Annotated in this window: 11 protein-coding genes and 2 pseudogenes; 11 read left to right on the top strand and 2 right to left on the bottom strand. The window is 32.3% G+C overall.

The window, feature by feature from the left end; translation table 11 throughout:
* Positions 1–54: 54 nt before the first annotated feature.
* Both coaC and STRUR_RS05940 read right to left on the bottom strand, forming a co-directional pair.
* On the bottom strand, positions 55–600 hold the full coding sequence (gene coaC, locus STRUR_RS05945; RefSeq protein ID WP_006738899.1) for a phosphopantothenoylcysteine decarboxylase: 546 nt from the start codon (positions 598–600) through the stop codon (positions 55–57).
* Positions 593–1,279 (bottom strand): phosphopantothenate--cysteine ligase, encoded by a 687-nt coding sequence (locus tag STRUR_RS05940; RefSeq protein ID WP_196792564.1) that lies wholly within the window; start codon positions 1,277–1,279, stop codon positions 593–595. Before STRUR_RS05940 ends, coaC begins: the two co-directional genes overlap by 8 nt.
* Before the next feature lie 135 nt (positions 1,280–1,414).
* On the opposite strand from STRUR_RS05940, the gene STRUR_RS05935 reads away from it, so the two are divergent.
* The 11 genes and pseudogenes from STRUR_RS05935 to STRUR_RS05875 all read left to right on the top strand — a co-directional run bounded on the left by STRUR_RS05935 (position 1,415) and on the right by STRUR_RS05875 (position 14,204).
* Entirely contained in the window at positions 1,415–2,224 is an 810-nt protein-coding gene (locus STRUR_RS05935; protein ID WP_231288878.1) for a lipoate--protein ligase family protein, read from the top strand.
* A gap of 13 nt (positions 2,225–2,237) precedes the next feature.
* The gene (locus STRUR_RS05930; RefSeq protein WP_006738886.1) at positions 2,238–3,434 is read left to right on the top strand and encodes an NADH-dependent flavin oxidoreductase; all 1,197 of its coding nucleotides are present in this window, start codon (positions 2,238–2,240) and stop codon (positions 3,432–3,434) included.
* The gene (locus STRUR_RS05925) at positions 3,431–4,411 is read left to right on the top strand and encodes an LLM class flavin-dependent oxidoreductase (RefSeq protein WP_006739072.1); all 981 of its coding nucleotides are present in this window, start codon (positions 3,431–3,433) and stop codon (positions 4,409–4,411) included. Before STRUR_RS05930 ends, STRUR_RS05925 begins: the two co-directional genes overlap by 4 nt.
* Positions 4,412–4,470: 59 nt before the next feature.
* Positions 4,471–4,803: a glycine cleavage system H family protein gene (locus tag STRUR_RS05920; protein ID WP_006739573.1), complete on the top strand. Its 333-nt coding sequence runs from the start codon at positions 4,471–4,473 to the stop codon at positions 4,801–4,803.
* Positions 4,796–5,587: a protein-ADP-ribose hydrolase gene (locus STRUR_RS05915; RefSeq protein WP_006740268.1), complete on the top strand. Its 792-nt coding sequence runs from the start codon at positions 4,796–4,798 to the stop codon at positions 5,585–5,587. Before STRUR_RS05920 ends, STRUR_RS05915 begins: the two co-directional genes overlap by 8 nt.
* A 1-nt stretch (position 5,588) precedes the next feature.
* Positions 5,589–6,470, top strand: coding sequence for an SIR2 family NAD-dependent protein deacylase (locus tag STRUR_RS05910; RefSeq protein ID WP_006739133.1), 882 nt, complete (start codon positions 5,589–5,591; stop codon positions 6,468–6,470).
* Complete coding sequence (gene lplA, locus STRUR_RS05905; RefSeq protein ID WP_006740183.1) at positions 6,461–7,480, top strand: lipoate--protein ligase; 1,020 nt, start codon at positions 6,461–6,463, stop codon at positions 7,478–7,480. The genes STRUR_RS05910 and lplA overlap by 10 nt, the downstream gene beginning before the upstream one ends.
* A gap of 92 nt (positions 7,481–7,572) precedes the next feature.
* Entirely contained in the window at positions 7,573–9,243 is a 1,671-nt protein-coding gene (locus STRUR_RS05900; protein ID WP_006739638.1) for a formate--tetrahydrofolate ligase, read from the top strand.
* Positions 9,244–9,353: 110 nt separating this feature from the next.
* Positions 9,354–11,702 (top strand): annotated as a pseudogene (locus STRUR_RS05890) (S8 family serine peptidase).
* A gap of 45 nt (positions 11,703–11,747) precedes the next feature.
* Positions 11,748–12,740, top strand: a complete 993-nt coding sequence (locus STRUR_RS05885) for a flagellar hook assembly protein FlgD (RefSeq protein ID WP_006740550.1) — start codon at positions 11,748–11,750, stop codon at positions 12,738–12,740.
* Between the two features lie 144 nt (positions 12,741–12,884).
* Positions 12,885–14,204: pseudogene (locus STRUR_RS05875) on the top strand (FAD-containing oxidoreductase).
* Positions 14,205–14,281: the final 77 nt, after the last annotated feature.

The following is a 14,281-nucleotide window of genomic DNA, read 5'->3' as shown; positions in this document are numbered from 1 at the left end:
CTCCTAATTGTTAATCCTAAATATTATAATGTTTTCCCAAAAAATAGACAAGTTTTAGTTTTCAAAATAGTGATTTACAGTACTTACAATATCGTCAATAGTTGCTAGTGCACCTTTTCCGATATCGCCACAAGCTAATAAGCTTGATTTTGGTTCAATCTCTTGATACCCATAGGTTTTAAGTTTATTAAGATTTTCTTGAGTAATAGGGTTTAAGTACATATTGGTATTCATAGCTGGTGCAAAAAACTTAGGAGTTGATTGGGGTAAAGCAAGAGCAAAGCTTGTAACCATATTATTAGCAAAGCCATTAGCTAGATGAGCAATGGTATTTGCTGAAGCAGGAGCTACAATAAATAAATCTGTACTTTTTCCTAAAGCAATATGATTGATTTTATCTGCTTCCAATTCTTCCATTACATCTATTGAAACAGGATGTTTTGAAAGGACTTGCAGTGTTAGTGGTGTTATAAATTGGGTAGCTGCCTTTGTCATTATGACATGAACATCATACCCATGTTTAGTTAGTAAACTGACAAGATCTGCACTTTTGTATGCTGCAATACTACCTGTCACAGCTAATGTGATTTGTTTATTCATCTTTTGTAACCTTTTCATAAATTAACATTGCAATTTCATTTTTACTATTAGCTTCATAGACTTCTGTCTGATTGACAAGATAGGCCTTATGCTTGTCTTTAGAAATGTGATTTAAGTCGTTCGCTAAGATATAATCTGCGTGATTTTTTCTAAGATTTACTCTTGCTACGTGTATGAGTTCATCTTTTGAAACATCAACTAATAATTTAAAACCAAATAGAATAATTGACGGATTCCATTTTTTTATCAGTTGAATTATTTTTGGTGTTTTTTTTAGAAATAGAACTTGATATTCAGACTGAGAAGAAATTTTAGATTCAGTATTTTGTTTGGTAAGTAAGGTCTCAGGATTTGATGTATTTTTTAATTCAGAAATATCAGTCATGTAGACTGGTGTATAGTCCGAAACTGCAATACTATGAATACAAACATCATGGATTGGAACCAATTTTTCAAGTTTTCGTTTTAAACTAGCGACATCGCTAACAATATGAATGGTCAGATTTTGATGTTTGGTAGGTTTTACAGCATTTTTAGTAGTCACCAATGTAACTTGGTGACCATTTTTAAGAAAAGTAGTTGCAATTTCTTTTCCAAGTTTTCCAGTTGAGTGGTTGGTGATAGCTCTAACTGAGTCTATAGCCTCAGTTGTACCACCCGATGTTATCAAGATTTTCATAGGCATATTTTACACGAAAAAGCAGCATTAGTAAATAGTTAAGCAATTAAATTAAAGATACAGACTGGAAAAATTTGTTATATTATTCTAAAATAAAAACAGTGACTTTTAACTATGGAAAGAGGAAAGTAATTGATAGACTGGCAAGATTTTAGAGGTATTCCATTACACCATTTTATTGATTCTGTTTCTGCTGAGCAAGAATCTCTAAGACCTTTTTTGTGGACTGAAATATTTTTGAAAGAGATAAATCGAAATCCTAATCAAATTATATTACATATTTGGCCAATGGATAATCGTGTTATACTAGGAATGCTAGATCGACAATTACCACATTTTCAAAAAGCAAAATCAGTAATTGAGTCTTATCGCTACCAACCCGTTGTACGTAATATTGGTGGATTAGCAGTTGTTTCTGATGATGGTATTCTAAACTTTTCATTTATTATTCCTGATCATTTTGATGACAAAATATCAATTACCAATGCCTATTTGTTAATGGTAGACTTTATTAGAGCTGTTTTCTCTGATTTTTATCAATTTATTGATTATTATGAAGTGACAGAGTCTTATTGTCCTGGTAATTATGACCTTAGTATAAATGGAAAAAAATTTGCTGGTATTGCGCAAAGACGTATCAAAAAAGGTATTGTGGTGTCGATATATCTAAGTATTTGTGGTGATCAATTTGAACGCGGAGAGATGATAAAAAACTTTTATCAGGTTGGATTAGGTGATACCCAAACTAAGGTTCATTATCCTGAGGTGGATCCAAATTGCATGTCAAATTTGGATGAATTGCTAGACCATCATTTTTCTGTTGATGATGTTATCGAAAGGATATTCCTAACCTTGAGACAATTTAATATTGAAGAAGAAGCTTGGTTACCAAGCCAAGAGATGATGAGTGATTATCAAAAGCTTTTATCAAAAAGTAATCCATAGAAGAGGTCTTGTTTTGAAAGAAAAATATAACCCTTTGTTTTCACCTGTTAAATTGGCAAATGGTTTAACATTAAATAATCGTTTTGTATTATCTCCTATGGTGACCAATTCATCAACATCAGATGGATTTATAACTGATGATGATTTAAAATATGCTGCGAGAAGAAGTCACTCTGCACCTTTACAAATTACTGGTGCTGCTTATGTTAATCGGCATGGTCAATTATTTGAATTTGGTTTTAGTGCTTGTAAAGATGAAGATATTCCTGGATTAGCAAAGTTAGCTAAAGTAATGAAATCTGAAGGGGCAAAAGCTATTTTACAATTAACTCACGCAGGACGATTTTCAACGCATGCTTTAAATCATTTTGGTTATGTTTATGGTCCAAGTGAGATGATTTTACAATCACCTTTTCGACATAAGGTCAAGGCATTGACGATTGATCAGATAAAATCTATTGTAAATGATTACGCTCTAGCGACTAAAAGAGCAATACTAGCTGGTTTTGATGGTATTGAAATATCATCTGCTCAACGACTCTTGATACAAACATTCTTCTCAACATTTTCAAATCAACGTCAAGATGATTATGGATGTCAGAATTTAGTGAATCGTTCTCGATTTGGTTTAGAAATCTTTGAAGCCATTCAAAATGTCATTTATAAATACGCTAATAATCAGTTTATATTAGGGTTCAGAGCAACACCAGAAGAAACTAGAGGATCACAAATTGGATATCAAATTGAAGAATTTATGGATTTTTTAGATTGTGCTTTAGATCAAGCTAATATTGATTATTTAGCCATTGCCAGTTGGGGTCATGATGTTTATAAAAATAAAGTAAGAGCAGCAGGTCAGTATCAAGGTCAATTGATAACTCAAGTCATACATCAAAACTTTAGAGACAGACTTCCTATAATGGCAACTGGTGGTATAAATACATCAGAAAAAGCTTTAGAAGCACTTGAAAATTCTGATTTGATTGGTGCTTCAACACCTTTTATTGTTGATCCAGAATTTGTTGAAAAAATAAAAATTGGAAATGATAAACAGATTAGATTAAAGATTGCACCGGAAGAACTTTCTTCTTTAGCTATACCAAGTGCAGCTTTTAAAGATATTGTTCCTCTTATGGATTATGGAGAGTCTTTACCAAAAGAATCAAGAGATCTCTTTAGAGGTTTATATCAAAAAGAAGGTAATAAATGAAACTTAGTGTATTAGATTATGGTCAAATTGATGAAGGCAAATCTGCAAAACAAGCATTGCAAGAATCTGTGAAATTAGCAAAAATAGCAGATTCTTTGGGATATAGCCGTTTCTGGGTAGCAGAACATCATAACGTCAATGCTTTTGCTATCAGTAGTCCAGAATTGTTAATGATGCAAATTGCTAGTCAAACCCAAAAGATAAGAGTTGGTTCAGGTGGTATCATGGTGTTGCATTACAGCGATTATAAAATAGCTGAAAACATAAATACTTTAGAAGCACTTTACCCAAATAGGATAGATCTGGGCATGGGAAATTCTCTAGGAACAAAAAAGGTACATCAAGCTTTAAACAGTATTCACCAAAAAGCGGATTATTTTCAAATGCTTCAAGATATCAAAAATTGGTTTCAAAAAAACCATTCTGCGATAAATGTTCAACCAACCATTTCGACTAAACCTCAACTATGGACTTTGAGTAATAGTACTGTTACGGCAGAAAAGACTGCTGAACTTGGTTTGGGATATACATTTGGTGTATTTCCATATATACCTAAAGATCCTCTTTTAGAAGGGAAAAAAGTATCAAGTGTTTATTATGACCATTTTCAACCTTCTGAATTTTTGAAACAACCACATCTCATACTAGCTGTATTTATTTGTATTGCAGATACCGATGAAAAAGCACAGGAGTATGCAAAATCATTAGATATTTGGATGTTAGGTAAAAATGATTTTAATGAATTTAATCATTATCCTTCTTATGAGACAGCTACAGAATATCAAAAAACAGATGAAGACCGTAAACAAATTTCTAAAAATAGAAAAAGAATGATAGTTGGTAGCCCTGAAAAAGTCAAAGAGCAACTAACTCCTTTAATTGAGGCAACGCAAGCTGATGAGTTACTGATGATTCCATTATTACCAGGAATAGAAAGTAGAATAAGAGCTTTAGAATTATTAGCAAACTTGTATTAAACATGAAAGTAAGATTTTTATTATAATAGAAGTATCATATAAATGAGAAAGAGGATTCCATGAAAAAAATCGCAAATTATTTACAAATTGAAAAAAGTAACACTGTCTATACAATCCGTATGACTCCTGAACTTCAAGATGATATTGGTACGATTGGATTTGTTGAATTTACAGATGAACAAGCTGTAGAAGTTGATGACACTATTTTAAATTTAGAAGCATCTAAAACTGTTATGGGGGTTCAAAGTCCATTAGCGGGAAAAATCATTGAAAAAAATGAAGCAGCAACTTTAACTCCAACATTACTTAATTCAGAAAAATCAGAGGAAAATTGGATTGTCAAATTAGTAGATGTTGATGAACAAGCTTTTGAAGCCTTAGAAGATGCATAATCAAAAAAAGTTATTAGGCAATTTGATTGCCTTTTTATTAAATGAAAATCACAAAAAAACGGTTACAATACCTGATGATTTTGAAGGTATGTTTCATTTATGGCGTGGTCTCATTAACCAAAGACCAGCAAAGCCAATTTCTGAACAGTATTTAAAATTAGAAGACGCATTTTTAAAGTCTTATTATGAGTCAATTGCTTTATATAGTATTAAGAATTGTTATCAAACGAATTATAAAAACTGTTATTTATTCAAAGGGGATGTGATTCAATTACAAGTAGAATCTGTCGTGAATGCAGCAAATAGTGATTTATTAGGTTGTTTTATACCTAATCATACTTGTATTGATAATACCCTTCACACCTTTTCAGGTTTTCGTTTGAGACTTTATTGCAAACAATTAATGCTTAATCAAAAAATGAAAGAAGGTGCAGGAAAGGCTAAATTAACACCAGCTTTTCAATTACCTGCTGATTATATCCTTCATACAGTTGGCCCAGGTGTTTCTCCAAATGGAAAAGTTACTGAAATAAGAAAAGTACTCTTAGCTAAGGCTTACCAATCTTGTTTAGAAAAGGCCTTCGAAAATCAGATACATGAAATTGCATTTCCATGTATTTCAACTGGAGAATTTGGTTTTTCTAGTGAAATAGCTTCAGAAATAGCAATAAAAACCGTATTAAATTGGTTAGAGGGACATCAAGAAATGAAAGTTATTTTTGTCCTTTATACAGATACAGATTGGGAACTGTATCGTAAAAAATTAGGAATTAAGGAGAATTAGGATGTCAATATGGAAATCTTTTGAAAAAGATTACCAAAAGCAATCAGAATTATTAGGTCGATTAATGAAAGAAGCAGATGCTATTGTGGTTGGAATTGGAGCTGGAATGTCTGCTTCTGATGGTTTTACATATGTTGGACCCCGTTTTGAGGAAGCTTTTCCGGATTTTATTAAAAAATATGGATTTTTTGATATGCTTCAAGCCAGTTTATTTGATTTTGAAAGTTGGGAAGAATATTGGGCTTTTCAAAGTCGTTTTGTTGTCTTAAACTATCTTGATCAACCTGTTGGCCAATCTTACCTTGATTTAAAGTCGATTTTAGCAAGAAAAGATTATCACATTATCACAACTAATGCCGACAACGCTTTTGATATTGCTGGATATGATATGAAAAAAGTTTTTCATATACAGGGTGAATATGCCCTTTGGCAATGTAGTCAACATTGTCATCAACAAACTTATCGTGATGACAATGCTATTCGGAAAATGGTTGCTATGCAGTCTGATATGAAAATACCTCAAAATTTGGTTCCTAAATGTCCCAAATGCCATGCCCCTTTCGAAATTAACAAACGCAATGAAGTGAAAGGTATGGTTGAAGACGATGATTTTTACAAGCAGAAAAAAAGATACCAGCAATTTTTAGATCATCATCACTCAGGTAAAATTCTCTATTTGGAAATAGGAGTAGGTAATACAACACCACAATTCATAAAACACCCATTTTGGAAAAAGATAGCTGAGAACCCTGACTCCTTAATGATTTCTTTAAATCATAAAAGTTACCGAATTCCAAAAACGATTAAAAAACAATTTTTATGCTTGGATCAGGATATTGCAAGTTTAATAACGGAAACAAAAAGGGAGTTGGAATGTATTTGATAGAACCTATCCGTCATGGAAAAAGAATAACAGATGGTGCTGTGGCCTTAGCTATGCAAGTTTATGTTCAACAGACTATTTTTTTAGATGATGATATTTTATTTCCTTATTATTGTGATCCAAAAGTTGAGATTGGAAAATACCAAAATGCAATTATTGAAGTTAATCAAGATTATTTAAAAAAACATAATATTCCTGTGGTCAGACGAGATACTGGTGGTGGTGCTGTTTATGTTGATTCAGGTGCCGTTAATATTTGTTATTTGATTAATGATAATGGTATTTTTGGAGACTTTGCAAGAACCTACAAACCTGCTATGAAAGCTTTACAACATTTGGGAGTGAGCGAGATTAAAATGTCTGGTCGAAACGACCTGGTTATCAATGATAAAAAAGTGTCTGGTGCGGCGATGACAAAAGTTAATGATCGCATTTATGGTGGTTATTCATTATTACTTGATGTCGATTATGATGCTATGGAAAATGTTTTGAGACCAAACATTAAGAAAATTGAATCAAAGGGAATTAAGTCTGTACGTAGTCGAGTGGGAAATATTAGAGATTACTTATCAGATTCCTATCAGTCAGTTTCAATTGAAGAATTTAAAAATTTAATTGTTTGCCAATTATTGGATATTGAGTCTATTAATCAGGCAAAAAGATATGAATTAACAGAAGAAGACTGGCAAGCTATTGATTTACTAGCGGAACAAAAATATAAAAATTGGGATTGGAATTATGGTAATTCACCACAATATTCCTATAAAAGAGATGGTCGTTTTGCTGCAGGTACAGTAGAAGTCCAGCTTGAAATAAAAAAAGGACACATTACCAATTGCAAGTTTTATGGTGATTTTTTTGGAAAATCAGATTTGTCACAAATAGAAAATGCCTTAGTCGGAACAAAAATGAAAGAAGAAGTTGTTAGAAATAAACTACAAGCCTTTGATTTAAAAGACTATTTTGGTTCATTAAAACAAGAAGAATTAGTAGAATTACTGTTCGGTTAAAAACGAACGTTTTTTAACTAATTGTATATTATAGTTTGTTTTTTAAGGGTTGATATTGTAGACTAATAAAAAAGAAATAGGTGAGGTATAAAATGTCTAGTGATATTGAAATAGCGCAACGTGTTGAATTAAAACCCATTACTGAGATTGTCAATCAAGTTGGTATTGATTCTGATGATTTAGAACTTTATGGTAAATACAAAGCAAAACTTTCATTTGAAAAAATTAACAAGTTAAAATCACAAAAACCAGGGAAATTGATTTTAGTAACAGCTATAAATCCTACACCAGCTGGTGAGGGGAAATCGACCATGTCAATTGGTTTAGCTGATGCTTTGAATAAAATTGGTAAAAAAACAATGATTGCCTTACGTGAACCATCACTTGGTCCCGTAATGGGAATAAAAGGTGGTGCAGCAGGTGGTGGTTATGCACAAGTTTTACCAATGGAAGATATTAACCTTCACTTTACTGGTGACATGCATGCTATTACATCGGCCAACAATGCTTTAGCTGCATTGATAGATAATCACCTACAACAAGGTAATGAACTTAATATTGATCCAAGACGAATCATCTGGAAAAGAGTCTTAGATTTAAATGATCGTGCTTTAAGACAAGTTATTATCGGGTTAGGAAGTCCGGTAAATGGTGTTCCAAGAGAAGATGGTTTTGACATTACTGTGGCTTCTGAAATTATGGCTATTTTATGTTTAGCTACGGATCTATCTGATTTGAAAGAAAGACTTTCAAATATTGTTGTAGCTTATCGTTACGATAAATCTCCAGTTTATGTTCGTGATTTGAAAGTCGAAGGTGCTCTAACCTTATTACTAAAAGATGCTATTAAACCAAATCTAGTACAGACAATCTATGGAACGCCAGCTTTAGTACATGGTGGACCTTTTGCCAATATCGCACATGGTTGTAATTCAGTAATCGCGACAACAACTGCATTAAGATTAGCAGATTATACGGTTACTGAAGCAGGTTTTGGAGCTGATCTTGGAGCTGAAAAATTCCTAGACATCAAAACACCTAACTTACCGACGAGTCCTGATGCGATTGTTGTTGTGGCAACTTTAAGAGCTTTAAAAATGCATGGTGGTGTTGTCAAAACTGACTTAAATATAGAAAATGTTGAAGCTGTGAAAAAAGGCTTTGTAAATCTAGAACGTCATGTGAAAAATATGCGTCAATATGGTGCACCAGTTGTTGTAGCTATAAATCAATTTACAGCTGATACTGACAATGAAATTGAGACTTTGAAAGAATTATGTCAATCAATCAATGTTCCAGTAGAATTAGCCAGTGTCTGGGAAAATGGAGCTGATGGTGGTTTAGACTTAGCTAAGACAATTGTTCAAACTATTGAACAAACGCCTGCAACCTATCAAAAACTGTATCAAGATAATGATAGTATCCAAAAGAAAATTGAAAAAATTGTTCAAACTATTTACGGAGGTAAATCAGTTCAATTTTCAAGTAAAGCATTGAATCAGCTAAAACAATTTGAAACATTTGGATGGGATAAATTACCTGTTTGTATGGCAAAAACACAATATAGTTTTTCTGATAACCCAAGTCTTCTTGGTGCACCAAGTGACTTTGAAATTACAATCAGAGAATTTGTTCCAAAAACAGGAGCTGGATTTATCGTGGCTCTCACTGGAGATGTTATGACAATGCCAGGTCTCCCTAAAAAACCAGCGGCCTTAAATATGGATGTGACATCCAATGGAAGTGCTGTTGGACTATTTTAAAGAGCTTAATTGCTCTTTTTTTTATCTCATAAAATAAGATTTTAAAAAGAATATTGTGTTTTTGATTAAATTATTGTATTATTGATTGGGTACAATAAAAAGGAGATTTTTTGAATAAAACACAATACCATTATCACATTTTAGGAATAACACTACTAACATCAGCTTTTTTAATTTGTCATCAGCAAACAATTTCTGCTGATCAACTTAATGATATTTCAACTGATCAACAAGAAATTCTGAGTTCGGAACTTCTAGAAGATAACAATACATTACAAAATAACCACCCATCTGACATAGCAAAAAATATCTCTCAGGACTTGAAAAATGAAGCAGATAAGGGTAAATCTGATATAGAATCATATGATCCTAATCAAGTTACTAAATTACAAGAAATAACTAAATCTGGTTCAAATAGCTTAATTGCTGTTATTGATACTCAATTTGATACTAATCATGAAATATATAAGTCACAAGTAAAAACGATGGACGACTTGGTCACTAAATCAAAAGACCAAGCAGACCAAATGATTCAAAATCAAAAGTTACAAAATGCTAAATGGATTAGTACTAAAGTACCATTGTTGATTGATTATAGTCACTCTGAAAAAGGCGATGCAACTCATGGAAATCATGTTTCAGGAATATTAGCGGGTGAAAAATATGAAGAAAGATTAAAAAGTATTTCGCCAAATGCGCAATTATTACTATTAAAAGTACCCTCTAAATTAAATGATCCAGATTTTACAAAAGCATACTCAAAGGCTATCGTGGATGCTGTAAATTTAGGAGTTCACGTTATCAGTATGAGTCTTGGGAAAACGGCAGATAACTATTCTAATCTTGATAAAAAGGTCGAAGAGGCACTTCTATATGCTAAAAAACGAGGTGTCTTACTTGTCTAAGCGGTTGGAAATGAAGGGCGTTATGGTCAAGCACTTGCTCCTTTAATTGAAAATCCAGATTATGGCACCATTAATTCTCCTTCTTTACATCCAGATGTCTTTAGTGTAGGTGCTTATCTACCAGAAGACTATTTGAGTCAGTCTTTTGATTATTCTGGAGAGACTTATAGTGGTAATATACCAGTGACCATGTCTACAACAAGTGGTTTAGATAAAACAATTCCTTTAAAGGTATTAACTGATACTAATTCTTTTACAGCTGATATGGCAAATAGCATTGTTTTAGTTAAAGAAATCCCCCAAAATATAAAACAACTCATTGAGAATGCCAAAAAAGTGACTGTTAAAGCAATTCTAATTATTAATAACAGGGAATCTCAAAGAAATTTCCATTATCCTTACTCGGATTTTCCTGTTGGTTTGATTTCGAAGAAGCATAGCCAACTATTATTAAACAATGGTAAAATCCATTTAACTTTTAATGCTAACTATCGTTTGTATAAAGATCCTAACGGAAGTCAAATGTTACCAGAATCTAGTTGGGGTGTAACTGCTGAAGGACATATTAAACCAGATATAGTAGCACCTGGCTATGATATTTTTTCAGCTGGTGAAAAGAATAAGTATACCTATCTGTCTGGCACATCAATGTCTGTACCACAGGTTGCTGGTATTATGAATTTACTGATAGACCATTTGCAAAAAATACACCCAAGTTTAACAAAAGTTCAGCGACTAGAACTTGCAAAACAAATTATGTTAAGTTCTGCAAGTCCCCTAGTAGATAAAACTTCCAATACTTATTATTCTCCAAGACAACAAGGTGTAGGGGCTATTAATGCAGATAAAGCTTTAAATGCAAAATATATAGTTACGGATAAGAATGGCCAATCAAAAATAAATTTACAATCTTTAAAGTCAACTCAGTTATCATTTTCAGTTAATGTTCAGTCATTAAGACCAACTAAGTCACCTAAAACCTTATACTACCAAATCACAACAAGTACTGATAAAGTAGATGGCAGTCACTTCACGCACCAATCCGAAAAAATTTACGACAGTAAATGGCAATCTTTGGTCATGACAGGAGATACTTTACAAGTACCAATTCAACTTGATTTGGAAAGATTCACAAAGCATTTGGATGCAACTCGCCCCAATGGCTATTTTATCGATGGCTTTGTTCACTTTAAAGAAAATCTTAATGATCAAGAAGCATTTTCAATTCCATTTAGTGGGTTTAAAGGTGACTTTACAAATTTACCAGCGTTGGAAGAACCTATTTATTATTTGAAAAATAAAGAAAGTTTTTACAAAACGAAGATTATAGACAATCAATTAAACTTTAACCATTCTTTAGATGAATCAAATGGAAATCATTACACTGTTTTAACAAGTCATGAAGTTCCCTATTTCTTATCTCAAGACTATAAAAATGGAATTTTACCTGAAGAATCATCTTTTATTAGTGAAGCTCCAAGGAAAATCGTTTTAGGAGCATTTGATCACTATAAAGAAGAAAATTATCAAATCAAATGGGATAACCAAAAATAAGTTTATTTTTCGATATCTCCAAATAATGATGGTAATAGAGATAGTGTGAGTTTGCAGGCAACTTTATTCAGAAATATTAAAGATCTTACTATTTCAATATTGGATGAGCAAAAAAATCTTGTTTGGGAATCCAGTTCAAAAGAGAAACAGTATCGAAAAAATTTCAATGCTGATTTGAGATCTGGACTTGGACATTATGATTTTTCATTTTCGACTTGGGATGGCAAAGATTTTAATGGAAATGACGTTAAAAATGGCTTGTATAACTATCAGGTAAGTTATCGTCCAGTTAGTCCTGATGCCCAAGTTCAGAAATTAAGCTTTTGGATTAGGGTGCATAATGAAGCTCCAAAATTGGCACAATTAAAGGCAATTGAAGTAACAAAAGAAGCTTATATCGTGACAGTAGAAAATGCACAACCATACTATCGTAACGCATTAGCTTTTCATTATGATGTCGATGAGGAAGGGTTAATTTATAAAGAAAGTCGTTATTTCTATGCAGACAAAAATGGTAAAATTAAGGTGCCTAAAGTATTGAAACAAGATGAAAAAGTATATCAAGTTGAACTTTCTCAATTATTATTAATTACAGAGGACCTATCTGGTAATTATCAATCACAGTCTTTACAGTCTCTCATTGACAAACAAAAACAAGATGTAGAAAGTCCACAAAAATTGATGTCTATGACTATGATCACTAAAATGACGAAAAATGAAGTAAGTTACAATCAAATAAAAGAAACAATATCTGAAAAAGAAAGGTCACAAAAGTATTTACGACAACTGAATCCTGACATAATCCCATCACAAACGGTTTTTGTTTCACCTAAAGCAAATGATTCACATAGAAGGAAAGCATCACACAACAATAATGATTTCAAAACTTCTATTGAAACAAAACTTATGAGGACTGATAAACAAGTATTACCAAAATCAGGTGATAGACAAGATAGTTTATTGAAAATTTCTGGTATTTTGATGTCGTTATTATCATTGACATTTATTAAAAAAATAAAATTAAAAAAACTAAAGTAAAAAGTTGCCTGTTAAGGTAACTTTTTTTGCTTAGCGGAATTATGACAAACAAAAAAGCTTTGCTAGACTATTATTTAGGAAGGATTACAAAAAAAGTAATCACAAGGTAACTTTCTATATAGAAAGTCTAGAATGGAGAAAAATATGAATAACTATGATGTTATTGTCCTTGGTTTTGGTAAAGCCGGGAAAACGTTAGCTGCAAAATTAGCTGCTAAAGGAAAAAAAGTTGCGATGATTGAGTAAGACTCAGGTATGTATGGAGGAACATGTATCAATATCGGATGTATTCCAACAAAAACATTAATACATGCAGCTGAAACAGGTCAGGATTATAGCACAGCAATGGCTGAAAGAGATTCAGTGACTTCAAAATTGCGTACTAAAAATTATAATATGTTAGCCAATGCTGATACGGTTGATGTTTATACTGCGAAGGCTAGCTTTGTTTCAAATAAAGTTATTAAATTATCTTCTGAGACTGAAGAAAAGGAATTAACTTCAGAAATTATTATCATTAATACTGGTGCAATTTCAAATGTATTGCCAATTCCTGGTTTAAAAGAAAGTAAGCATGTTTATGATAGTACTGAAATTCAAACGGTTAAAGAACAACCAAAACGACTAGGTATTATTGGTGGTGGTAATATTGGTCTAGAATTTGGTGGTCTTTATGCAAAATTAGGTAGCCAAGTTACTGTTTTTGATACAACAAGTCGTATTCTAATGCGTGAGGAAGAAGATGTTGCAGAATTAGCGACACAATATCTTGAAGAAGAGGGAATTTCGTTTGAACTTGAAAGTCAAATTGCGAATGTAAAAAATCAAGGTGAAGAAGTTGTTATCACAACTCAAAGAGGTGACTACACTTTTGATGCTGTTTTATATGCAACTGGACGCAAACCGAATACAGCAGATTTAGGTCTTGAAAATACTGATATTAAAGTAAATGATCGTGGTGCTATCCAAGTAGATGAATTCAAACAAACAAGTGTTAAAAATGTCTTTGCTGTTGGAGATGTTAATGGTGGATTGCAATTCACTTATGTTTCATTAGATGATTACAGAATTGTGATGTCTTATCTTGTTGGCGATAAATCTTATTCAGAAAAAGTTAGAAAAAACATTCCAAATACTACTTTCATCAATCCACCACTTTCAAGAGTAGGGATAGATGAAGCTACAGCAAAAGAAAAAGGCTTACACTATAAAGCTAATCAATTGCTAGTTGCAAATATGCCTAGAGGACACGTTAATAACGACTTAAGAGGTATTTACAAAGTTGTTGTTGATGCTGATACGGATCTTATTTTAGGAGCTACCTTGTTTGCAGCTGAAGCTCAAGAAACAATCAATATCATTACTATGGCAATGGATAATAAAGTACCTTATACTTATTTACGTGACCAAATTTTCACTCATCCAACGATGGCTGAAAACTTAAATGATGTTTTTAATATTTAAATTAAAGAAATCTCACATTTGTGAGATTTCTTTGTCTTATTTAACTTCTTTATGTGGTATAATATTTGATGATATAC

Source organism: Streptococcus urinalis 2285-97, from assembly GCF_000188055.2.
GTDB lineage: Bacteria > Bacillota > Bacilli > Lactobacillales > Streptococcaceae > Streptococcus > Streptococcus urinalis.
This window is presented reverse-complemented; position numbering and strand designations above follow the sequence as displayed.